The 21,113-nt window shown below is 73.2% G+C and carries 22 protein-coding genes and 1 pseudogene; 10 read left to right on the top strand and 13 right to left on the bottom strand.

Annotation, left to right across the window (positions count from 1 at the left end):
* The first annotated feature begins 119 nt into the window (after positions 1-119).
* Positions 120-2,015: an FUSC family protein gene (locus ACFPZJ_RS24015; protein ID WP_381025224.1), complete on the top strand. Its 1,896-nt coding sequence runs from the start codon at positions 120-122 to the stop codon at positions 2,013-2,015.
* 42 nt (positions 2,016-2,057) lie between these two features.
* Here ACFPZJ_RS24015 and ACFPZJ_RS24010 read toward each other — a convergent pair whose 3' ends face one another.
* Together ACFPZJ_RS24010 and ACFPZJ_RS24005 are read right to left on the bottom strand one after the other, a co-directional pair.
* Complete coding sequence (locus ACFPZJ_RS24010) at positions 2,058-2,576, bottom strand: class I SAM-dependent methyltransferase (RefSeq protein WP_381025221.1); 519 nt, start codon at positions 2,574-2,576, stop codon at positions 2,058-2,060.
* Positions 2,577-2,579: 3 nt separating this feature from the next.
* Positions 2,580-3,533: an endonuclease/exonuclease/phosphatase family protein gene (locus tag ACFPZJ_RS24005; RefSeq protein ID WP_381025219.1), complete on the bottom strand. Its 954-nt coding sequence runs from the start codon at positions 3,531-3,533 to the stop codon at positions 2,580-2,582.
* Between the two features lie 46 nt (positions 3,534-3,579).
* Between ACFPZJ_RS24005 and ACFPZJ_RS24000 the strand changes: the two genes are divergently transcribed.
* Positions 3,580-4,932 (top strand): amidohydrolase, encoded by a 1,353-nt coding sequence (locus ACFPZJ_RS24000; protein ID WP_381025216.1) that lies wholly within the window; start codon positions 3,580-3,582, stop codon positions 4,930-4,932.
* 219 nt (positions 4,933-5,151) lie between these two features.
* A complete protein-coding gene (locus tag ACFPZJ_RS23995) occupies positions 5,152-5,334 on the top strand; it encodes a hypothetical protein (RefSeq protein WP_003989511.1) in 183 nt (60 codons plus the stop codon).
* Between the two features lie 8 nt (positions 5,335-5,342).
* Here the strand turns inward: ACFPZJ_RS23995 and ACFPZJ_RS23990 are convergent, their stop codons facing one another.
* From ACFPZJ_RS23990 to ACFPZJ_RS23980, 3 genes are all read right to left on the bottom strand, one after another.
* Complete coding sequence (locus tag ACFPZJ_RS23990; protein ID WP_381025768.1) at positions 5,343-7,265, bottom strand: ABC transporter ATP-binding protein; 1,923 nt, start codon at positions 7,263-7,265, stop codon at positions 5,343-5,345.
* A 287-nt stretch (positions 7,266-7,552) separates the two neighbouring features.
* Positions 7,553-7,984 carry a hypothetical protein gene (locus tag ACFPZJ_RS23985; RefSeq protein ID WP_381025213.1) on the bottom strand — a complete coding sequence of 144 codons (432 nt, stop codon included), beginning with the start codon at positions 7,982-7,984 and terminating at the stop codon, positions 7,553-7,555.
* Positions 7,981-8,514: an ATP-binding protein gene (locus tag ACFPZJ_RS23980; RefSeq protein ID WP_381025765.1), complete on the bottom strand. Its 534-nt coding sequence runs from the start codon at positions 8,512-8,514 to the stop codon at positions 7,981-7,983. Before ACFPZJ_RS23980 ends, ACFPZJ_RS23985 begins: the two co-directional genes overlap by 4 nt.
* Positions 8,515-8,873: 359 nt before the next feature.
* On the opposite strand from ACFPZJ_RS23980, the gene ACFPZJ_RS23975 reads away from it, so the two are divergent.
* From ACFPZJ_RS23975 to ACFPZJ_RS23965, 3 genes are all read left to right on the top strand, one after another.
* Positions 8,874-9,734, top strand: coding sequence for a helix-turn-helix domain-containing protein (locus ACFPZJ_RS23975; RefSeq protein ID WP_381025210.1), 861 nt, complete (start codon positions 8,874-8,876; stop codon positions 9,732-9,734).
* A complete protein-coding gene (locus ACFPZJ_RS23970; RefSeq protein ID WP_381025209.1) occupies positions 9,735-10,010 on the top strand; it encodes a DUF397 domain-containing protein in 276 nt (91 codons plus the stop codon). It begins immediately after the preceding gene.
* Positions 10,011-10,141: 131 nt separating this feature from the next.
* Positions 10,142-10,945 (top strand): SAM-dependent methyltransferase, encoded by an 804-nt coding sequence (locus ACFPZJ_RS23965; RefSeq protein ID WP_381025206.1) that lies wholly within the window; start codon positions 10,142-10,144, stop codon positions 10,943-10,945.
* Between the two features lie 110 nt (positions 10,946-11,055).
* Here ACFPZJ_RS23965 and ACFPZJ_RS23960 read toward each other — a convergent pair.
* The 4 genes and pseudogenes from ACFPZJ_RS23960 to ACFPZJ_RS23945 form a co-directional block, all read right to left on the bottom strand.
* A pseudogene (locus ACFPZJ_RS23960) lies at positions 11,056-11,142 on the bottom strand (chitosanase); the annotation flags it as partial.
* Positions 11,143-11,424: 282 nt separating this feature from the next.
* The gene (locus ACFPZJ_RS23955) at positions 11,425-12,915 is read right to left on the bottom strand and encodes a glutamate synthase subunit beta (RefSeq protein WP_381025204.1); all 1,491 of its coding nucleotides are present in this window, start codon (positions 12,913-12,915) and stop codon (positions 11,425-11,427) included.
* A gap of 160 nt (positions 12,916-13,075) precedes the next feature.
* Positions 13,076-13,555: an anthrone oxygenase family protein gene (locus tag ACFPZJ_RS23950; protein ID WP_381025201.1), complete on the bottom strand. Its 480-nt coding sequence runs from the start codon at positions 13,553-13,555 to the stop codon at positions 13,076-13,078.
* A 198-nt stretch (positions 13,556-13,753) separates the two neighbouring features.
* A complete protein-coding gene (locus ACFPZJ_RS23945; RefSeq protein ID WP_381025198.1) occupies positions 13,754-14,455 on the bottom strand; it encodes a DUF2293 domain-containing protein in 702 nt (233 codons plus the stop codon).
* Between the two features lie 94 nt (positions 14,456-14,549).
* Here ACFPZJ_RS23945 and ACFPZJ_RS23940 point away from each other — a divergent pair, with 94 nt between their 5' ends.
* Positions 14,550-15,191, top strand: coding sequence for a nucleoside/nucleotide kinase family protein (locus ACFPZJ_RS23940; RefSeq protein ID WP_381025197.1), 642 nt, complete (start codon positions 14,550-14,552; stop codon positions 15,189-15,191).
* 110 nt (positions 15,192-15,301) lie between these two features.
* Complete coding sequence (locus tag ACFPZJ_RS23935; RefSeq protein WP_381025195.1) at positions 15,302-15,730, top strand: CBS domain-containing protein; 429 nt, start codon at positions 15,302-15,304, stop codon at positions 15,728-15,730.
* A 38-nt stretch (positions 15,731-15,768) separates the two neighbouring features.
* On the opposite strand, the gene ACFPZJ_RS23930 is transcribed toward ACFPZJ_RS23935, so the two are convergent.
* On the bottom strand, positions 15,769-16,896 hold the full coding sequence (locus tag ACFPZJ_RS23930) for a magnesium and cobalt transport protein CorA (protein WP_381025192.1): 1,128 nt from the start codon (positions 16,894-16,896) through the stop codon (positions 15,769-15,771).
* Positions 16,897-17,177: 281 nt separating this feature from the next.
* Here ACFPZJ_RS23930 and ACFPZJ_RS23925 point away from each other — a divergent pair, with 281 nt between their 5' ends.
* Positions 17,178-17,969: a methyltransferase domain-containing protein gene (locus ACFPZJ_RS23925; RefSeq protein WP_381025190.1), complete on the top strand. Its 792-nt coding sequence runs from the start codon at positions 17,178-17,180 to the stop codon at positions 17,967-17,969.
* A gap of 184 nt (positions 17,970-18,153) precedes the next feature.
* Here the strand turns inward: ACFPZJ_RS23925 and ACFPZJ_RS23920 are convergent, their stop codons facing one another.
* Entirely contained in the window at positions 18,154-19,083 is a 930-nt protein-coding gene (locus ACFPZJ_RS23920) for a carbohydrate kinase family protein (protein WP_381025188.1), read from the bottom strand.
* Entirely contained in the window at positions 19,080-19,985 is a 906-nt protein-coding gene (locus tag ACFPZJ_RS23915; protein WP_381025762.1) for a pseudouridine-5'-phosphate glycosidase, read from the bottom strand. Before ACFPZJ_RS23915 ends, ACFPZJ_RS23920 begins: the two co-directional genes overlap by 4 nt.
* Before the next feature lie 102 nt (positions 19,986-20,087).
* On the opposite strand from ACFPZJ_RS23915, the gene ACFPZJ_RS23910 reads away from it, so the two are divergent.
* Positions 20,088-20,516 (top strand): VOC family protein, encoded by a 429-nt coding sequence (locus tag ACFPZJ_RS23910; RefSeq protein WP_381025185.1) that lies wholly within the window; start codon positions 20,088-20,090, stop codon positions 20,514-20,516.
* A 29-nt stretch (positions 20,517-20,545) separates the two neighbouring features.
* Here ACFPZJ_RS23910 and ACFPZJ_RS23905 read toward each other — a convergent pair whose 3' ends face one another.
* On the bottom strand, positions 20,546-21,100 hold the full coding sequence (locus ACFPZJ_RS23905; protein WP_381025183.1) for a methylated-DNA--[protein]-cysteine S-methyltransferase: 555 nt from the start codon (positions 21,098-21,100) through the stop codon (positions 20,546-20,548).
* Positions 21,101-21,113 lie beyond the last annotated feature (13 nt).

Raw genomic sequence — 21,113 nt, 5'->3', positions numbered from 1 at the left:
CCGGCAATACAACCGTTCCCGTCCCACGCCGCACGCCCCCTACCGTGGACACCACACCCCGGCCCGGCCACCGTCGCCCGAAGGCTCACCCCTGCCCTCGACCCGACGACAGGAGCCCCGTGTCCCGCCGCCTCTCCCTCGCACCGCCGCCCTGGCTCGCCCACGCGCTCCGCGCACAGCGCGGTCCCGTCCCCTGGAGCGCGGTCACCCGAGGCGCGCTCTCCGGCGGACCGCTGCTCCTGGCCGCCGTCCTGGCCGGCCGCACCTCCCTCGGTGTCCTCGCCGCCATCGCCGCCATGCTCGCCGGCATCAACGACCGGCCGGGCAGCCGCCGGGCCTCCGTCGAGCGGCTCGGCGGACCCGCGCTGGCCGGGGCCGCCGGGCTGCTCGTAGGCACGTACGGCGGGCAGAGCGTGGGAGCCGTCGCGCTGACGCTGCTGTTCACCGGGCTCGGGCTCGTCGCCGGCGGCGTCAGCGCCATCGGGCCCGTCGCCTCCAGCGCCGGGACCCAACTCCTCGTCGGCACCGCCGTCGGGGCCGGAATGCCCTTGCCGGACAGCGGCTGGCAGCAGGCGCTGGCCTTCCTCGCCGGGGCCGGGTGGCTGCTCGCGCTGCGGCTCGTGCTGCCCACCCCCGGCTCCCTCGCCGGGGACTTCCGGTTCGACGGGGAGCGGGAGGCCGTCGCCGGTGTGTACGAGGCCATCGCCGCGCTGCTCGACGCCGTTGCAGGGCCCGATGCCATCGCCCGCCGTGCCGCGCTCACCGCCGCGCTCGACCACGCGCAGGACGCGCTCGCCGGCCCCCGCCTGCGGCGGTACGCCTCCTCCTCCGCCGAGCGGCGGCTGCACGCGCAGTACGCCGCCGCCCTGCCCCTCGCCGAGGCGGCCACCGCACTGGCGTGGGCCGGGGAACCCGTCCCCGAGCGCTCCTCCGAGGGACCGCGCCGACTCGCCGCCGCCGTACGGGAGAACAGCCACACCGGGCCGCTGCCCGCGCCCACCCGTTCGGTGCCCGCCCTGCGGGCCCTCGACGACGCCCTGCTGCACGCCGCCGAGGTCTTCGACCGGGGCAAGGGCGGTCACCTGCACACCCGGCGGCGCGGCGCCCGGGACCTGGTGCGCACCGCCTTCGGCAGCGCGGGGCGGGAGTACGGGCTGCGGGTCGCGCTCTGTTTCGGGGCCAGCGCGGCCGTCGCCCAGGCGCTGCACCAGGCCCGGTGGTACGGGCAGCACGAGCACTGGTACTGGCTGCCCGCCACCTCGGTCTTCCTCGTCAAGCCCGACCTCGGGCCGTTGGCGTCGCGGGTGCTGAGCCGGGCGGCCGGGACCGTCCTCGGGGCGCTCGTCTTCGCCGGGTTCGCAGCCGTCCTGCCCCGGCCGGAGGGACTGATCGCGCTGGTCGCCGTCAGCGGCGCGCTGATCCCCGTCGCCACCCGGCACTTCGCCGCCCAGACCGCCGTCGTCACCGTCCTCGTCCTCGCGCTGGTGATGGTCGGCGGCGAACCGCAGGCCTCCGCCAGCCGGATCGGCGAGACGCTGCTGGCCTGCGCGATCGTGCTGATCGTCGGGCACCTGCCGATCCCGGGCCAGCGGGCCGGGGGAGTACGGGCCCGGCTCGCGGCGGCGAGCGACGCCGCGCACGCCTACCTCGTCCACGTGCTGGGCGAGGCCGACGCCCCGCGCATCGGCACGGCGGGGACACCGTCCGACCACCGCGCCACCCGCTGGACCCTCCGACGCGAGGCCTACCGGACCCTGGCCGAGGCCCGCACGGCCGTCTCCCTCACCGCGCACGAACTGCCCGCCCTCGCCCGGCACGCCGAGGGCGCGGACGAGGTCGCCGCCCTCCTCGAACAGCTCGTCGACACCACGACCGCCTGCGCCGTCCACCTCGACGACACAGGCCGCCTCTCGGCCCGGCACACCGAGCGCCTCCGCGCCCTCCTCGACGAACTCGCCGGACACCAGCGGAACATCGGACTGCCCGTGCTGCCGGACGTCCCGCGCGCCGTGTGACCCGAGTCGGTTACAGCAGCGAACCGCTGTCGCGATGTTCCGTCAGGGCGGACGCCGGGCCACCACGGCCACCAGGCTGCTGCCCGTGGCTGCCGTCGCCGCACGCACCTCGGTCGTGAAGCCGTGGGACGCGACGAGCGGGGCCACCTTCCCGGCGATCTCCTCGGCCCGCCGCGCGTCCGGCGGCTCCCAGCACAGGCACAGGGTGCCGGCCGGGGTCAGCCATCTCCGCAGCGCGGCCAGTTCACGGTCCGGGGAGCGCACCCAGAAGACGTTCACGTTGACCGCGAGGATCCGGTCGAAGGAGTCGTCGGGGAACTCCGCCGCCTCCAGGGCCACCGCATGGAAGGTGTCCCGGCCGTCGGGGTGACGGCGCCGGGCCGCCTCCACGGCCGTGGCCGACCGGTCGAGGCCCGTCACCGTTCCCGTCGTGAGGCGCGCGCGGATCAGCCCGGCCGCGACACCCCGGCCGCACCCGATCTCCAGGACCCGGTCGTCCGGGGCCGGATCCAGGACCCGCACGGCCCACGTCAGACGCTCGGGAACAGACCCGGACGCCATGACTCAGCCCTCCACCCGCACCCACACCGGCGCGTGATCCGACCCCGCCGCCCCGCGCCGCTCCGCCGGATCCGGCCCGATCGACGGCAGGCGCGGCGCGCCGTCGCCCGGCAGGCCCGTGCCCGCCGCCGTCACCCGGTGGACCAGACGGTGACTCACCAGCACATGGTCGATCAGCTCGCGTCGCCCGGAGGTGACACGGGAGTAACGCTGCTCAGCGGGGATCAGCGGCGCCACGTCCCACAGCCGCAGCGCGTCGCCCTTGTCGGCGACCTCGTACCCGGGCGTGCCGATCTCCGAGCCGGGCGGGCCGAACAGGATCTGGGTGGTCGCCGCCCGCACCTCGTCGTTGAGGTCGCCCAGGACCGCCACGTCCCGTGCCCGGCCGTCCCCGGCCAGCAGTTCGTCCGCGAGGGCGCGCAGCGCCGCCGCCTCGGCCGCCCGCCGGTAGAGGGCGTAGGCGCCGTAGCGGGCCCGTTCACCCTCGTCGTGCGGATGGAACCGGCCGTCCGGATACGACAGCAGCTTCGACTTCAGATGACAGACGGCCACCCGCAGCGGGCCGTCCACGCTCTCGACCTCCACCGCCAGGAAGCCGCGCCCCGCCTGCGCCGTCGTCAGACCCGAGTCGTCCGCCTGCACCGGGCCCAGCTTCGCCGGGAACGCCTTGGTGTCGGCCACGACCACCGGCTCCGCGCGGCTGAGGAAACCGACCCTGATGCCCCGCCCGTCCGCGTGCTCGGAGAGCGCGATGTGCCAGTCGTCGTCCAGCATCCCGGCCAGGTCCTCCAGGGCGGCGGGCTCCCCGACCTCCTGCACGCCGAGCAGCGTCGGGTCGAGCTCCGTGATCACGGCGGCCAGGGCGGCGAGCTTCGACTCGTAGGCGGCCCGGTCCTTCGGGCCGTACGGACCGCCGGGCCGGTAGAGGTTCTCCAGGTTCCAGGTGCCGAGGAGCATGCCGGGCTCCTTTCAGGGGCTGACGACAACGCCGTACGTTGGCGTCATGACGCTTCCCCGCGCCGAGCTCATCATCACCGGATGCACCGTTCTCTTGCACGACGATCAAGAGCGGATCGGATGGGAGGAGGACGCCGCGATCGTCGTACGGGGAGGGGCCGTCGAGTCGGTGACGACCGCCGCGGCCGTCCGGGACACCCCGGCGGCCGAACGCATCGACGCACGCGGCCAGGTGGCGCTGCCCGGGCTCGTCAACTGTCACACCCACGCCCCGATGGTCGCGCTGCGCGGGCTCGCCGAGGACCTGCCCACCGAGCGGTGGTTCAACGACGTCGTCTGGCCCGTCGAGTCCAACCTCACCGAGAAGGACGTCGAACTGGGCGCGCGGCTGGCGTGCGCCGAGATGATCCGAGGCGGGGTCACCTGCTTCGCCGACCACTACTTCACCATGGACACGGTCGCCGCCGTCGTCGTCGAGTGCGGCATGCGGGCCCTGCTGGGCCAGGCCTACTTCTCCTCCCAAGGGCCCGAAGGGCGGGAGGACTCCCTGGAGTTCGCGCTGCGGCACCGAGGCTCCGCAGGGGGCCGCATCACCACCGCCCTCGCCCCGCACGCCCCCTACACCGTGACCGACGCCGACCTCGCCGCCACCGCCGGCCTCGCCCGCGAGCACGGCCTGCCGGTGCACCTCCACGCCGCCGAGAACCGCGACCAGACCGACACCAGCCTCGTCCGGCACGGCCGCACCCCCGTCGAGGTCCTGGCGGACACCGGCATCCTCGACGCCGACGTCCTCATCGCGCACGGCACGGGCATCACCGAGCGCGACCTGCCGGTCCTGGCACGCGCGGGCGGCCGCGTCGCCGTCGCCACCGCGCCCCGGGGCTACCTGAAGTTCGCCTGGCCCACCACCACCCCGATCCGTGCCCTGCGCGACATCGGCGTCCCCGTCGGACTCGCCACGGACGGCGCCGCCTCCAACAACTCCCTCGACGTGTGGGAGTCCATGGCGCTCACCTCGCTGATCCAGAAGTCGACCGAGGGCGACCCCCGCTGGTTGACCTCCCGCCAGGCCCTGCACCACGCCACACTGCAGAGCGCCCGGGCCGTCGGCCTGGGAGAGGAGGTGGGCAGCATCGCGCCGGGACGCAGGGCCGACATCATCCTCGTCGACCTCACCGGCCCGCACACCCAGCCCGTCCACGACCTGCCCGCGACCCTGGTGCACAGCGCCCGCGCCGCCGACGTGCGCACCACGATCGTCGACGGCCGGGTCCTCATGCGCGACCGGCACCTGCTGACCATCGACGTCCCCGCCGTCGTCGGGGAACTGGAGGAGCGGCTGCCCGCCCTGGTGGACCGCGGCCACGGCAGGCGCGTCCAGCAGTACGACACCTGAGAGGTCTTGTGAGGCGCCTGTGGAAAGTGAGCGCCCTCACGGTCACGGTACGTGCGGCTGCCGACACGACTGGTCATGCGAACGGCCGTGTGGCTGAGACTTCTCTCACACTTGGCGGTGAACGGGTGTCAACTACGTCTCAGTACCGTCACCGGGCGAGGCCTTTTCCCCATGATTGGCGTTTAACTCTACGAGTACAGCGCTACATGGAGGTGCAGGGTGAACGGGCGAACGGTGCTCGAACGCTTTCCCGCCGGTGGGCCGCGTGGCTCGTGGCCGGCGGAGGAGTTCGCGCAGGCGCGGCGTCTGGAGGGCCTGCCCGCTGAGGTTGTCATGGACCTCGCGACGGACATGTTCCTGGTGATCGTGCGGAGCGGCGACGGGGCCGACGCCACTGCCTGACGTGCGGCTCACCCCGCCTCCGGCGCCCTCGCGGCCGGGGCGGGCGGCCGGGTGAACTGTTCCGCTTGGAGCGCGTACAGCTCCGCGTAGAGGCCGCCGGTGGCCAGCAGCTCGTCGGGTGTGCCGGACTCCACCAGCCGGCCCTGGTCCAGCACGTGCACCAGGTCCGCGTGGCGCACGGACGCCAGCCGGTGGGTGATCAGCACGACCGTCTGTCCGCCGTCGGCCAGGGCCCGGATCCGGTCGAAGACCTCCAGCTCGGCCCGGGCGTCCAGGGCCGCCGTCGGCTCGTCCACGATCAGGATGCGCCCGTTGCGGAACGCGGCCCGGGCGATGCCGAGCCGCTGCCACTGGCCGCCCGACAGCTCGTGTCCGCCGCTGAAGTCGCGGGCCAGCAGGGTGTCCAGCCCGCGCGGCAGGTCCGCGACCACACCTTCGGCCCCGGCCTCGGCGACCGCCGCGGCCAGGCGTTCCTCGCTCAGTGGCGCCGAGGGGCGGCCCACGGCGACGTTCACCCGCGCCGTGAACGGCCACCGCTTGAAGTCCTGCGCCACCATCGCGATGCGCTCGGCGATCCGGTGCCGGTCCATGGTCGCCGCGTCCACGTCGTCCCACAGGATCCGCCCCTTCTCCGGCACGTACAGACCGGCGAGCAGCTTGACCAGGGTCGTCTTGCCGGAGCCGTTCTCGCCGACCAGCGCGACGATCCGGCCCAGGGGCAGGGTGAGGGTGATGTCGTCGAGGGCGGGGCGGGCCGCGTCGCCCGGGTAGCGGAACGTGACGTTCTCGAAGCGGATCTCCCTCGGATCCTCCGGCAGCGGCCGGCCGCCGACCGGGATGGCCCGCTCGGCCGCCTCGGCGTACAGCTTCTCCAGGTCCCCGACGAACAGGGCCTCCTCATGGAGCTGGTTGACCTCCAGGACCAGGGTGTCCAGACTCGCCGAGCCGGTGCGGATCGCGATCACGGCCGTACCCGCGACCGACAGTGCCATCGCCCCGGCCAGCAGCAGAGCGCCGAGCGTCGCGTACGTCGCCGCCGTCGCCAGCCCCGTCCAGGCCGCCGCGACCAGCCCCGTACGGGCCGCCAGCCGGGCCAGCCGGGCCTGCTCCGCCTCCGCGGTCTCCGACATGGCGCGGAAGTGACGCAGCAGGAACGGGCCCACGCCGTGCACACGGATCTCCGGAGCGGCCGCGGGCTCGGTGAGCAGACCGCTGATCAGATGGCCCGCCCGGGCGTGCTGCACCCAGATGTGGAAGGAGGCGTAGCGGCGCCGGGCGATCGTCAGGGCGCTCCAGGCGCTCGGCAGCGTCATCGTCACCAGCAGCGGGAGCAGCACCGGATGCAGCACGGTCAGCACGCCGGCCGCCGCGATCAGCGAGATCGCCGCGTTCGCCACACGCGTGCCGTACATGATCATGCGGCGGGCGGAGGAGGCGCCGTACTGGGCAGTGTCCAGCAGCTTGTGGAAGGCGTGGTCCTCGATCGCGGCCAGCTCCACGGCCGCCGCCCGCTCCAGGTACAGCTCGGTCGCCACCCGCTCCACCTTGGGCTCCAGTCGCCCGGTGGCGTAGGTGCTCGCGGCCCGCAGGAGCGTCGCGAGCAGCATCACGGCGGCCACCGTGACCAGGGCCGGAACGGCCCCGCGCAGCCGGTCCTCGATCGAGCCGCCGCCCATCAGCCGGGCGAGCACGCTGTTGACGGCCAGCAGACCCACCGCCTGTGCGACACCCCGGGTGACCTCGGCGGCCAGCACGGTCCGCGCGGCACGCGGGTCGGCCTGCCGGGCGAGCCGGAGGCCGGCGGCCAGCAGTGCGGGCAGCCGCGTGATCAGGGCCCGGAAGCTCAGCTCCAGGAAGGCGCCGTGGTGCTGGTTCCAGCCCGTGTCGTAGCGCAGCGGGCCGCCGAACAGCAGCCGCTCGGACTCCGACAGCGGCGGCTCGTCCGCCTGCGGCTTCTTCGCGCTCCGACCCGGACGCCCCTGCCTCTCCCGTCCGCCCGAGTCCTGTGTCGCACCCACCGTCGACCTCCCCCGATCCACGCCCCCGGACGAACGGCACTATCGCGGCGTGAGGCCGAACGGGCCAGGGCGCACACCGGGGCGCCGGAAGCGCGTGGGCGTACGACCTGGGGGAGGGCGGGCCTGGCGACGGGGCGGGGATCCAGGCGGAGGGGGGGCGCGGGAGGGAGGCTGTCCCGAGGAAGCCGGGCGTCGTGACGCTACGCGCTGACCGGACGCGACCAGGCAGGAGTCGTCCCCGTCAGTCGGCACAGGGCCAGGTAGAGGGGGATCGGCGGGGTGTACGGGAGCGTGCCCTCCGGCCGGTGGATGAGGCCGGGCAGGTCCGGGGTGTCCGGCACCACCGCACCCGTGGCGTATCGCGCCGGCGCGGGCCACTCCAGGGCGTAGTCGGAGTCGGACGGCACGAGCCACCACCAGTGCGCCTCGTCGGCGTAGACGCACCCCACGCGCGGCAGCCGGGTGATGAGCAGAGGTCCGAAGCGGGCGGGCACGGCCACCGCGTCGCAGCCCAGCGGGGCGGTCATGCCGTCGGGCACGGGCAGCCTCCGCAGCGTGCCCGGGGGGCCCAGCCCGCGCTGCAGCCGGACCAGCCTGTCCAGGTTCAGCACCCGGCCGGACCGGTTCCTCACACGCTGCCCCTCTCCGGGTTCCGTTCGGCCGGGGGGACCCCGGACTCCCTGGGGCCCTCGGTGCCGCGGGTGTGCTCGTCGTCCGAGCCGCCCGACGTGCCCGGCTTGGGCCGGGTGCCCCAGCCCAGGTCGTTGCGGGGTTCGGCGGGACCGCGCGGGGTCTCGCCCTTGCGCGGCAGCTCCGCCCAGACCAGCAGCCCGGGACCGTGTTCATGGGCGCCCCAGGCGTGGCAGAGGGAGTCGACGAGAAGCAGTCCCCTCCCGTGCTCCTCCTCGGGGCGCCGCCGGGTGGCCGCGTGGAGCCGGCCCGGGGCGCAGCCCTCGTCCCGCACGGCTATGCGCACGAGGTCGTCGCCGTCGTGCAGCTCGCAGACTATGTGGGTGCTGGCGGTGTGCACGATGGCGTTGGTGACCAGCTCGGAGACCACCAGAACCGCGGTGTCGCAGGTGTCCTCGCACACCGACCAGACGGTCAGTCGGGCGCGCGTCAGGCGTCTGGCCTGCGCCGGAGAGCCCGGATGTGCGGCCAGTTCGAAACGGAACCGGCGCTCGGCAGTGGCCCCACCAAGGCCGACTCCCGCTGCTTCACCGAGGCCGAGGAGACCTGGGGCGGCGTCTGTTCCTAAGGGCGCGGACGGAATCACGCTTGCCACTATCGCCCCGTCGGGGACAGGTTGGCAAGTGTCACTCTGGAATTTACAGAGTGCTGTGTGACGGTCTGGAAGGCCGTGGCACACTGCTCGCAACAGCACCTCGCGCGGCGCCAATTGGGATCGACTCGAAGGAGAGTTCGTACCGGGTCCTGTGTCACACGGTTCGAACCTCGCCTTCGAATAGGTCTTCGAGCGGCGCCGTCGGGCTGTCAGGAATTTTTTGCTGGAGGTGGAGCGTGAGCGAGCCGCGGTCCGCGCCGACGGTAGGCCAGGTGGTCCTCGGGCGGCGCCTGCTGGACCTTCGGGAACGCGCCGGGCTCAGGCGGGAGGAAGCCGCCCGCATCCTGCGTGTCGCGCCCGCCACCATCCGCCGGATGGAGACGGCCGAGGTCGCGCTCAAGATCCCCTACCTCCAGATGCTCCTGCAGGCGTACGGCGTGCTCGGGGAGGAGGCGGACGCCTTCGTGCGGCTGGCCGAGGAGGCCAACAAGCCCGGCTGGTGGCAGCGGTTCCACGACATCCTGCCCAACTGGTTCTCGATGTACGTCAGCCTGGAGGGCGCGGCCGCCCTCATCCGCTCCTACGAACCCCACTTCGTCCCCGGCCTGCTGCAAACCGAGGAGTACGCGCGCGGGGTGCTGCGCTCGGGCGCCGTCGGCCAGACCCGGCCGGAGGACATCGAGCGCCATGTCGCCCTGCGTCTGCAGCGCCAGGAACTGCTCACCCGCCAGGACGCGCCCCGGCTGTGGGTCGTGATGGACGAGACCGTGCTGCGTCGCCCGGTGGGCGGCCCGGAGGTGATGCGTGCCCAGATCGACAGACTGCTCGAGGCCACGAAGCTGCCCAACGTCACGCTGCAGATCGTCCCGTTCGCGAACGGGCCGCACCCCGGCACGTACGGGCCGTTCGTGCTGTTCCGATTCGCCATGCCAGAACTGCCGGACATGGTCTACAGCGAGTACCTGACCGGCGCCGTCTACCTCGACGCGCGCGCGGAGGTGGCGACCCACCTCGAGGTCATGGACCGCATGGCGGCGCAGGCCGCTACGGCACATCGCACGAAGGAGATCCTCAGGGATCTCCGCAAGGAGCTGTGAATGGATCGCATCAAGTCCCACCCCCAGCCGCGGATCCGCGCCGAGCGGATCTACAACGGCATGCCCGCTCGGGAGTTGGGCAGCGAGGGTTGGCACAAGCCGTGGAGCGGCGGCAACGGGGGCAACTGCCTGGAGGCCATGAAACTCGCCGACGGCCGGATCGCCGTACGGCAGTCCACCGACCCGGACGGGCCGGCGCTGATCTACACCTCCGACGAGATGACGGCCTTCATCGAGGGGGCCAAGGCGGGGGAGGCCGATTTCCTGCTGTCCTGAGGAAGCGCCCGGGCCGTTGTCGCCCGGTCCTGCTCGCCGTTGTTCGCTGTTGTTGGTTCTTTCTTGCGTCAAGTCCCTTATGTTGGCACTGAGTTGATCGCTAATCGCTGCGGACCCTTATGGAGTAGGCCATGACCGGGCAGCCCCCCGTCGGGATCGACACGAGCAGGCCGCATCCCGCCCGGATGTACGACTGGTATCTCGGCGGCAAGGACAACTACCCGGTCGACGAGGCCATGGGCCGGCAGATGCTGGCCCTCGACCCGCGGGTGCCGGTGATGGCCCGGGTCAACCGGGCCTTCATGCACCGGGCCACGCGCTGGCTGGCCGGCCAGGGCGTACGGCAGTTCCTCGACATCGGCACCGGCATCCCGACCGAGCCCAACCTCCACCAGGTCGCCCAGCAGACCGCGCCCGACGCGCGCGTCGTCTACTGCGACAACGACCCCATCGTGCTGGCCCACGCGGCGGCCCTGCTGCGCGGCACCGACGAGGGGGTGACCGAGTACCTGCAGGCCGACGTGCGCGAGCCGGACGCCATCGTCGAGGGCGCGAAGAAGGTGCTGGACTTCACCCGGCCCGTCGCGCTGTCGCTCATCGCGCTGCTGCACTTCGTCCCCGACGAGGACGGCGCGCACGACCTGGTCCGGCGCCTGCTGGCCGAGGTGCCCTCCGGCAGCTACCTCGTGATGACCCACGCGACGGCCGACTTCACCCCCGAGGAGTCGGCGGCCGCCACCGAGAAGCTGAAGGCCGCCGGGGTCACCCTGGCCCTGCGCTCCCGCGAGGAGTTCACCCGCTTCTTCGACGGCCTCGACCTCGTCGAACCCGGCGTCGAGGTGCCCCACCGCTGGCACCCCGAGCTGGGGGAGCCGGTACCCGGTCAGGACGACGGGGTCATTCCGGGCTACGGGGCGGTGGGGCGCAAGCCGTAGCGGTCCCGCGGTGCGCCGGATCGTGTCCGGGCACCGGAGCATGTCTGTGCACCAGATCGTGTCCGTGCACCGGATCGCGTGCGCCGTGGCGGCTCAGTCCGTGCGCCGGAGTCCAGCGGCGGATCGAGGTCGAGGTTGCCCTTGCGCAGGAACACCCGCTGCGCCGTGTCGACCCGGCTGGTGTCGCTGTGCGCCCCGTGGCGGCGGATCACGTCCGTGGTGCCGGGACGCCGCTCGCCCTGCGCGCTCGGCGAGGGCCGCGACGAGGCGGTCCCGCCGACGCCGGTACCGCTGCCGCATCCGACGTAGGTGACGGTCCTACGACCCCGAGGCGATGAAGTCGGCGAGGCTCGCAGGGTCCAGGACGTCGGTTACGCCTCCCGCTCGCCCTTGACGGTCGTTGACGACGGGCGGGGGCGGTAGCGGGCGGTCGACGGTGGTCAGGGCGGTCGAGGATCGACGGCCCTCCGTCCCCGGCGTCACACGGCCATCGGCCGGTCGAACGGACCGATCGGCGCCGGCAGCCGCGAACTCCCCATGAGATGACGGTCGACCGCCGCCGCCACAGCCCGCCCCTCGGCGATCGCCCACACGATGAGCGACTGGCCCCGGGCGGCGTCCCCCGCCGCGAACACCCCCGGCACGTTCGTGGCGAACCCGGCGTCCCGCACGATCGTCCCGCGCGGCTCCAGGTGCAGCCCGAGCTGGTCGACGAGCCCGTCCGTGCGATCGGGGCCGGAGAAGCCGAGGGCGAGCAGCACGAGGTCGGCGGGGAGCGTCCGCTCGGTGCCCGGCACCGGGCGGCGCGCCGCGTCCACCTCGACCAGGTGCAGCGACCGCACGTGCCCGGCCTCGTCGCCGGTGAAGCGCAACGTGGACGCCGCGAACAGCCGCGCGTCCGCGTCCGCCACCGGAGCGGTCCGCAGATCGCGGGCCTCCTCGTGCGCGGCGGACAGCCGGTACATCCGTACCGGATACGTCGGCCAGGGCTCGGTCTCCTCGTCGCGCTCCGCGCCCGGCTGGGCGTAGATGTCCAGCTGGGTCACGGACGCGGCCCCTTCCCGTACGGCCGTGCCCAGGCAGTCGGCGCCGGTGTCGCCACCGCCGACGACGACGACGTGCCTGCCGGCGGCGGACAACGGGGAGACATCGAGGTCCCCCTCGCACACCCGGTTGGCCAGCGGCAGGTACTCCATCGCCTGGTGTATGCCGGCCAACTCCCGCCCGGGCACCGGAAGTTCGCGCCAGGCGGTGGCTCCCGTGGCGATCACCACGGCGTCGTAACGGGCCCGCAGCTCGGCCGCGTCGACGTCCCGCCCGACCGCCGTGGACGGACGGAACCGGGTCCCCTCGGCCCGCATCTGCTCCAGCCGCCGCTCCAGATGGTGCTTCTCCATCTTGAACTCGGGGATGCCGTACCGCATCAGCCCGCCGATCCGGTCGTCCTTCTCGTACACGGCGACCGTGTGCCCGGCCCGGGTCAGCTGCTGGGCCGCGGCGAGCCCGGTCGGTCCCGAGCCGATCACCGCCACCGTCCTGCCCGACAGCCGCTCCGGCGGGCTGGGCGGCGCGAAGCCCTCCTCCCAGGCCTTGTCGGCGATGGCGCACTCGACGTTCTTGATGGTGACGGCCGGCTGGTTGATCGCCAGCACACAGCCGGCCTCGCACGGCGCCGGGCACAGCCGGCCGGTGAACTCCGGGAAGTTGTTGGTGGCGTGCAGGCGCTCCGCCGCCGCCCGCCAGTCCTCGCGGGAGACCAGGTCGTTCCACTCGGGGATCAGGTTGCCCAGCGGACATGCCTCGTGACAGAAGGGGATGCCGCAGTCCATGCAGCGGTCCGCCTGCTTGCTGATGATGGGCAGCAGCGCCCCGGGGGCGTAGACCTCGTTCCAGTCCCGGACCCGTTCCTCGACGGGCCGGCGCGGCCAGTCCTGACGAGGGGTGGTCATGAATCCCTTGGGATCGGCCATGGCCGTCTTCCTTGCGTGCGCGGGTGGCAGGCCGTGCGTCGTCGGGCGGCACTCTTCCGGCCACGATACGTGCCCTCAGCCGCGTGCGCAGAGTGTCGGACAGCGCTTTCTCCCAGGTTCCCTCAGGTTCTCCGGGATTCCCTCAGGACCGGTGCCGGGGTCAGGTGAGCGCCAGGACGTACGCCACCGCCGCCCCGGCCGAGGCGACCATGCGGACGTGGTTCCACCCCGTCCACTCGCGCACGTACGACGGCCAGTACGCGGCCGCCTCCGCGGTGCCCGGGTCGAGCCGGGCCAGCGCGTCATTGCGCGGCACGTTCGCGAGGACGGTGACCCCGAACGTGCCGAACAGGTACAGCGCACTGCCCACCAGCAGCTCCACCGTCCCCTGGTCCGGCCACAGCACGAAGGTCACCACGGCGATCACCGCGCACAGTACCGCCGAGCCGACGAACAGGAGCATGAACGCCGGCTGCACCGCGGACACGTTGATCGCGTTCATCGCGGCCACGCCCTGCGCGGGCGGCAGCGCGGCGAGCGCTCTCATCACGAAGGCCGAGAACGCGAAGAAGGCCCCGGCCACCAGGCCGGTCCCGAGCACGCCCAGCACCGTCAGCACGAAGTACGGTCCGTCGATCATGTGAGCCCCAACTCCCGCCCGTCGAGCCGAGCCGACCGCCCGGCGCCCGTCCGTCCCCTGAAGTCAATGCCAGTGTGAGCCCACCGCCCACCGCCCACGGCCGAGGGCCCCGCGGACCCCTACCCGAACGCCCAGGGCGTCCCGGCATGACCGGGTCGGGCGCTTCGCGACCGCTCACCGCCTCACCCCGCCACCGCCTCACCCCGCCCCCGCCTCACCCCGTGCCGCCCGCCACCCCCTTAGCACCGTTTCCACGGCAGCCGCGATCCGCCGGCGAGCCTCCTGACGTGGTACGCCGCTCATCAGCAACCGGTCGTACGGCGTGTCCAGATGCCGTACGGACGCCACGACCGCCGAGGTCACCGCCCCCTCCGTCAGTGCCCGGCCGGCCGCGCTGCGGCCCACCCGTCCGCTGCCCCGGACCGAGGCGTGCGCGGCGATGTCCCGGGCGCGCCCAGCCGGACACCCGGGAAACAGCCGCTGTATCTCCGCCGCGAACGCCTCCGCGAACCGCTCGTCCTGGACCGCCCGCCGCCGCGCGTCCCGCGCCCTGCGCCGACGCCGGGCCTCGGCGTCCGCGAGGCAGCGCTGCTCGGCGCGGGCGAGCGCGGCCTCCTCGACCAGCACGCCCTGCCGTTCGTAACGACTCCTGCGCCGGTTGAACCGCACGACCACCACCGACAGCGCGCTCTCCTCCCGCGCTCTGCGCGTCAGCGCGGTGTCGCCGCGCGGCAGGAACTCCAGATGCGCCAGGTCGGCACAGTCGAGGCAGCTTGGGGCACCGTCCTCCATGACGAGCAGCGGCAGCGGCCCGCGCCGGCACACGGCACAATGCCGCTTCCTCAGGGGTTGGAAGACCAGAAGTTGGGGGTGAGGAGGGGCGGTTGCGCGAGGTGCCATACCGGGTTTCTTGCCCTGGCGGGGGTGCCGCAGCACCTCGCCCCCGGGGGGCGGAGGACGCGTTCCGACCGATCACTGACGCATCATGGGCCGTGTGCGACTGGAAGCGATCACCTGGGACCGGCTCGGCGAACAGCTCGCCGAGCGCCTGCTCGACCTGAAGCCGGCCGACGGCGGTCCCTGGCCGCGCATCGCCTTCGACGGCGCCCCGGCCGCCCGCCCGGGAGACCTCGCCGAGCGCGTCTCGCAGGCGCTGCGCGTCCACGGCCGCTCCTCCCTCGTCGTGGGCACGGAGGGTTTCCTGCGCCCCGCTTCGGTCCGCCTGGAGTACGGCCGCCGGGACGTGGAGTCGTACTACAGCGGCTGGTACGACACCGGCGCCCTGTGGCGCGAGGTGTTCGGCCCCCTCGAACCGGGCGGCGACGGACGCGTCCTGCCCGACCTGTGGGATCCGGTCACCGACCGCGCGACGCGCAGCGCCTACGTGCAATTGCCGCCCGGCGGTGTTCTGTTGCTGCACGGCCCGTTCCTCCTGCGGCACTGGTTCCCCTTCGACCTGAGCGTCCACGTCCTCCTCTCCCCGGGCGCCCTGCGCCGCCGCACCCCCGAGGCCGAGCACTGGACCCTGCCCGCCTTTGAGCGCTACGAGCACGAGACCGACCCGGCCGGCGCGGCCGACGTGCTGGTCAGGGCCGACGATCCCCGCCATCCGGCATGGAGCGGGCCGCCCGTCTGAGCCCTTCTTCTCCGGGTGCGCCCGCCGGGCGGCGCGGCGAGAATGAAGGGCGCCGGGACTCGCGGTGCGTCCCGCGCCGCGCCGGCCTGCCCGGGACCGGGAGGTACCTCATGACCACCGCCGGAGACATCATGCACCGCGGCGCCCAATGGATCCCCGCCCATGAAACCCTGGACCGCGCCGCCCAGTTGATGCGCGAACTCGGTGTCGGCGCCCTGCCCATCAGCGACGCGGACGAACGGCTCTGCGGCATCCTCACCGACCGGGACATCGTCGTCGGCTGCGTCGCCCTGGGCCGCGACCCGGCCAAGGTCACCGCGGGCGAGATGGCCCAGGGCACCCCGCGCTGGATCGACGCGGACGCCGACGTCAGCGAGGTCCTCCGGGAGATGCAGGAGCACCAGATCCGCCGGCTTCCCGTCATCCACGACAAGCGCCTGGTCGGCATGATCAGCGAGTCCGACCTGGCCCGGCACCTGAGCGAGAACCAGATCGCCCACTGGGCCGAGAGCGTCTACGCCAGGTCCTCCACCCGCTGAGCCCCTGTCTCCCGCCCTGGGCAGTGGCGCGCCGTGCGTCAGAGCCAGCCGTTGCGCCGGAAGCCCCGGTAGAGAGTCAGACAGGCGACGGATATCACGCCGATGACCATGCCGTAGCCGTACCGCCAGTGCAGCTCCGGCATGTGGTCGAAGTTCATGCCGTACACCCCGCAGACCATCGTCGGCACGGCGACGATCGCCGCCCACGCCGTGATCTTCCGCATGTCCTCGTTCTGCGCGACGGTCACCTGGGCGAGGTGGGCCTGCAGGATCGAGTTGAGCAGTTCGTCGAAGGAGGCGATCTGATCCTTCGCCCGCAGCAGGTGGTCGGAGACGTCCCGGAAGTAGGCCTGTATCTCCGGGTCGACCACCCGTATCGGCCGGGTGGCGAGCTCCTCGAGCGGGCGGCTCAGGGGCGCCACGGCCCGCTTGAGTTCGAGCAGTTCGCGCTTGAGCTGGTAGATACGCCCCGGATCGACCCGCGCGCCGTTCTCCGCGAACACGTCCGTCTCGACCTGGTCGATATCGGCGTGCACGGCGTCCGTGACGCTCAGATAGTCGTCGACCACGAGGTCCGCGACCGCGTGCAGCACCGCGGCCGGGCCCTTGGCGAGCTGCTGCGGGTCGGACTCCAGCTCCTCGCGCAGCGGGCCCAGCGAGCCGTGCCGTCCGTGCCGCACCGTGATCACGAAGTCCTGGCCCACGAACAGCATGATCTCGCCGGTGTTCACCACCTCGCTGGTGGCCGTGAGTTCCTCGTGCTCGACGTAGCAGACCGTCTTGAACACGGCGAAGAGCGTGTCGCCGTACCGCTCCAGCTTGGGGCGCTGGTGGGCCTCGACGGCGTCCTCGACCGCCAGCGGATGCAGGTCGAAGAGCTCGGCGACCCCCGCGAACTCCTGGTCGGTCGGCTCGTGGAGACCGAGCCAGACGAAGCCCTCACCGCTCTTGCGCACCCGCTCCACGGCGTCGACCAGATCGCCTCGCGCGGTCGTACGGACCCCTTCCTGGTACGTCACGCAGTTCACTACGGAGGAGCCCAGCGGGGACCGGGCCGGGTGACTCAGATCGACGCGAGGGCGCCGCCGGGCCAGCCGAGCCACCTTGCGCAGGCCGCCGACCCCGCCGAGGCTCGTGACCTTCCGCAGATTCCCTGCCATGGACATGTGGATCTCCTCGCGCCGTGCTGGTGCGCCTTGGCGCGCCAGTCTGCCAGGCCGACGTGAGCTGCGGGTAAGCCTGTGGATACCGCGGGTTCCGCTGTGTTCCCGGCTGTGGAGGAACACCGCCCGCCCACGTCGACCAGGACGTCCCTGCCCCTTCCCCCAACACCCGCGAGCAGTCGCCGAGCCGCCCCGCAGACTGTGACGCGCGTCGACACCGCACGGTTCGTCGCACGGGAGCGTCGACCACTCCGTACAAGTCAGACAAATGGGATGATCGCGACATGATGCGACTCGACGGGTACCTCCTCGACGACCAGCGCACCGACACGGAGGAGTGGTGCAACGCCTTCGCGGCCCTCTTCGATCCCGTGACGTTCCGGCATCTCGAAGCGCTCGGCATCGGCCCCGGGTGGCGCTGCTGGGTGGTCGGCGGCGGCACCTCCGTGGTGTCCTGGATGGCCAGGAAGGTCGGCCCGACCGGGCGGGTCCTCGCGACCGACACCGACATCGCGCCGCTGCTGCCGGTCGCCCGCCCGCCGGTCGAGGCACGCGTCCACGACATCGGCGAGCAGGAGCCGCCGGGAAGGGGTTTCGACCTCGTGCACGCCCGGCTCGTCCTCGTCCATGCGCCGGACCGGGAACGGGCTTTGCGGTCGATGGCCAGCGCCCTGCGTCCCGGCGGGCGTCTCCTCGTCGAGGACGCCGATCCCGCACTGCAGCCCCTGCTCTGCCCGGACGAGTACGGCCCCGGGCAGCAGCTCGCGAACCGGCTGCGGCACCGCGTCCGGCAACTGCTCGCCGACCGCGGGGCCGACCTCGCCCAGGGCCGCAGACTTCCCCGCCTGCTGCGCGAGGCCGGACTCAGCCGCGTCCATGCCGACGCCCACTTGCCGATCGCCTCACCCGCCTCCGCCGCCCTGGAGTCCGCGACGATCCACCGGGTCCGCGCCCGACTCGTCACCGCGGGCCTCGCCACGGACCAGGACATCGACCGCCACCTCGCGAACCTCGCCTCCGGCGCCCTCGACGTGGCGACGGCACCACTGATCTCGGCGTGGGGCCACAAGGCGTAGGAGGTGGGCGAGTTGACGCGGGGCGCGTGGGCCGAGGCCCGCCGGCGCCGCACCTCGCCCTGCCGCCGATGTGCGGCCGACTGCGACACTCTCTCCGGTGGCTCCGCAGCTGCCCCCGGCGCCCATCCCCTGCGAGTCCCCGACGTGCCGCCACTCCAGCAGCCCTGCAACAACTCCGCCACCGTCACCCCCGCACAGGCGGTCTGCCGCCCACACGCTCCACTGCCAGCGCCCCCGCCCGGCACCCCTGCGCGGCCGCATCCTCGGGCCGGGCTCCCCCGAGCAGGGCGGCCAGGAACGCGCCCGTGAACGCGTCGCCGGCGCCCGTGGTGTCCCGGGGCACCGCCGGAACGGCGGGGACACGCGCCCGCACCGCACCGGACCGGGCCACCAGCGCACCGTCCGCGCCCTGCTTGGCGACCACCAGTGGGACGTGCCTGCTCAGCTTGGCCGCCGCGTCCGCCGGATCGGGCAGCCCCGTGAGCAGGCACGCCTCGTCACGGCTCGGCAGCAGCACGTCCACGCCCTCGACGAGCGTCAGGAAACGACCGACGCCCAGCTCCACCAGGAACCCGGCCGACGCGGGATCCAGACTCACCGGAACGCCACGCGCGCGTGCCGCCTCCAGGGCCACCGTCAGCAGGGCCCGGCTCCGTGCGGAGAACAGCAGGTAGCCCGACAGATGCAGCCGAGCGACTCCGTCGAGCAGCGCGTCCGACCAGTCGCCGGGGTCGAGCCGCAGCGACGCGCCGCTGTCGGTGAGGAACGTCCGCTCCGCGGCGGCGCCCTCGTCGACGAGGCAGATCACCGTCCCGGTCGGCGCCTCCTCGTCCACGACGAGACGGGGGCGCACTCCACAGCGGGCCAGCTCGCGCTCGTGCCGGTCCGCGGCGTCCCGGCCCACTCGCCCGAGCAGCCGCACCTCCGCCGCACCGCAGTGGGCGGCCCAGCAGGCGACGTTGGCGCCCGCTCCGCCCGGCACCGTCCGGATGACGGCCGCCGTGTCCGTGCCTACGGCGAGGGAGCCCCGATGCCGCGCGACGACGTCCGTGACCACGTCACCGACGACCAGGAGGGCACCGCCGCGCGCGGCCGGCGGGGCTGTCCCGTTCACTGCCCGGCCCAGGCCGTCGCGATCCGCGCCGCCAGGCGCACATTGCCGCGCACCGCCGCCAGGTTGGCGCTCAGCGAGGCGCCGTCGGTGTGCCGCACCAGGTAGTCGAGGAGGAACGGCGTGACGGCCTGGCCGATGACCCCCTCCGCCTCGCACGCGTGCAGCGCGTCGGCGAGCACACGCGCGTGCAGCTCGGGATCCAGCTGCTCCTCCTCGGGCACCGGGTTGGCGACGATCAGTGCCGACTCCGGCCCGCCGAGTGCGTCCTGCGCCCGCATGACGTCCGCGACCCGCTCCGGCGTGTCCAGCGTCCAGTCGACCGGATGCCCCGAGTCGGACAGGTAGAAGCCGGGAAAGCGATCCGTGCCGTAGCCGGCCACCGCGACCCCCAGCGTCTCCAGCCGCTGCAGGGTCGCCGGCACGTCCAGGATCGACTTCACCCCCGCGCATACGACCGTGATCCGCGTGCGCGCCAGCAGGCCGATGTCGGCCGACTCGTCCTGTGTCACCGTCCACTCCCGGTGCACTCCGCCGAGCCCGCCCGTCGCGAACACCCGGACGCCCGCCAGCGCCGCCAGCAGGGCGGTCGCCGACACCGTGGTCGCACCGCTCGCCCGGGAGGCCATCGCGAGCGGCAGGTCGCGGTGCCCGAGTTTGCGGATCTGGTCCTCGTTCGCGACCCGCTCCAGCTGCTCCTTGTCGAGACCGACATGGGGCCGCCCGTCCAGCACCGCGATCGTCGCGGGCACGGCACCCTCCTGCCGTACGGCCGCCTCCAGCTCCCTCGCCACCTGGAGGTTGCGCGGTCGCGGCAGTCCGTGCGCGATGATCGTGGACTCCAGCGCCACCACCGGTCGACGCGCGTCCATCGCCTCGCGCACCTCTTCGGACACCACCAGCACCACGGGCCTGCCTCCTGTCTGTCGGTCTTCCCTCATCTCTGGCGGGCCGCGCGCCGGGTCAAACCCTTGCGGTCCGTCACGGACATCACCAGCCTGGAGTACATGACGGACGACACACCACGTCTCGACCACGTGGTCCTCTGGGTGCGTGATCCGGTCGCCGCCGCCGGCTTCTACGAGAAGGCGGTCGGTCTGGAGCCGGTCAGACTCGCCGAGTTCGCCGCGGGCGAGGCCCCGTTCCCCTCCGTACGCGTCAACGACGACACCATCCTCGACCTCATGCCGCTGACCATGGCCGAACGCATGACCATGCTGCCGGGTGCCGCCGACAGCGCGGGACACCCCGTCAACCACGTCTGCCTGTCCCTGCCGGCAGGCGACTTCGACACCCTCCTCAGCCGCCTGCAGGAGCAGTCCGTACCGGTGTCGGACCTGTCGTACGACTCCTTCGGAGCCCGGGGCAAGGCCCGGCGCAGCTTCTACTTCCGGGACCCGGACGGCAACGTCTTCGAAGCGCGCCACTACGACTGACCGGCCCGACCGACGGACTGCCCGGGCTGTCAGAACAGCGGCTCGGGCAGGACGCCCTCCAGGGCGAGCAGCTTCCGCTTGGTCTCCAGGCCGCCCCCGAACCCGCCGATGCCGCCACCGCTCTCGACGACCCGGTGGCAGGGCACCACCACCGGCAGCGGATTGGAACCCATCGCCATGCCCACGGCCTGGGCCGCGCCCGGCTGGCCGACCCGCCCGGCCAGATCGCCGTAGCCGACGACCTGGCCGTACGGGACACCGGAGGCCAGCTCCCGCAGGACCTCCCGGTTGAAGCCCGAGATCAGCGACCAGTCCAGCGGCAGCTCGAAGTCACGCCGCTCACCGGCGAAGTACGCCCGTACCTGACGTATCGCCTCGGCCAGCAACGGGGAGTCGGGCGCCTCGACGGGCGCGGTGCCCAGCCGGGACGCCAGCCGGTCGAGCGCCTTGTCGCGCACCGCGTCCGTGGCGTGGAAGACGACGTTGACCAGGCCCTCGCGGGTCGCGGCCAGCAGCAGCGGACCGATGCCGGTGCCGACGACGGTCCACACGACCTGCTGCTCGTACTGCTCCTCGCTGCTCATGCGACCCACCGTA

This window comes from Streptomyces bullii (assembly GCF_042657145.1).
Lineage (GTDB): Bacteria > Actinomycetota > Actinomycetes > Streptomycetales > Streptomycetaceae > Streptomyces > Streptomyces bullii.
Note: the sequence above shows the minus strand (reverse complement) of the source record. Positions and strands in the feature narration are given on the sequence as shown.

Excerpts from the sequence above, each read along its gene's own strand:
- ACFPZJ_RS24010 (WP_381025221.1), bottom strand. The coding sequence starts at position 2,576 with ATGGCGTCCGGGTCTGTTCCCGAGCGTCTGACGTGGGCCGTGCGGGTC.
- ACFPZJ_RS24005 (WP_381025219.1), bottom strand. The coding sequence starts at position 3,533 with ATGCTCCTCGGCACCTGGAACCTGGAGAACCTCTACCGGCCCGGCGGT.
- ACFPZJ_RS24000 (WP_381025216.1), top strand. The coding sequence starts at position 3,580 with ATGACGCTTCCCCGCGCCGAGCTCATCATCACCGGATGCACCGTTCTC.
- ACFPZJ_RS23970 (WP_381025209.1), top strand. The coding sequence starts at position 9,735 with ATGGATCGCATCAAGTCCCACCCCCAGCCGCGGATCCGCGCCGAGCGG.
- ACFPZJ_RS23965 (WP_381025206.1), top strand. The coding sequence starts at position 10,142 with ATGACCGGGCAGCCCCCCGTCGGGATCGACACGAGCAGGCCGCATCCC.
- ACFPZJ_RS23955 (WP_381025204.1), bottom strand. The coding sequence starts at position 12,915 with ATGGCCGATCCCAAGGGATTCATGACCACCCCTCGTCAGGACTGGCCG.
- ACFPZJ_RS23950 (WP_381025201.1), bottom strand. The coding sequence starts at position 13,555 with ATGATCGACGGACCGTACTTCGTGCTGACGGTGCTGGGCGTGCTCGGG.
- ACFPZJ_RS23945 (WP_381025198.1), bottom strand. The coding sequence starts at position 14,455 with ATGGCACCTCGCGCAACCGCCCCTCCTCACCCCCAACTTCTGGTCTTC.
- ACFPZJ_RS23935 (WP_381025195.1), top strand. The coding sequence starts at position 15,302 with ATGACCACCGCCGGAGACATCATGCACCGCGGCGCCCAATGGATCCCC.
- ACFPZJ_RS23930 (WP_381025192.1), bottom strand. The coding sequence starts at position 16,896 with ATGTCCATGGCAGGGAATCTGCGGAAGGTCACGAGCCTCGGCGGGGTC.
- ACFPZJ_RS23925 (WP_381025190.1), top strand. The coding sequence starts at position 17,178 with ATGATGCGACTCGACGGGTACCTCCTCGACGACCAGCGCACCGACACG.
- ACFPZJ_RS23910 (WP_381025185.1), top strand. The coding sequence starts at position 20,088 with ATGACGGACGACACACCACGTCTCGACCACGTGGTCCTCTGGGTGCGT.
- ACFPZJ_RS23905 (WP_381025183.1), bottom strand. The coding sequence starts at position 21,100 with ATGAGCAGCGAGGAGCAGTACGAGCAGCAGGTCGTGTGGACCGTCGTC.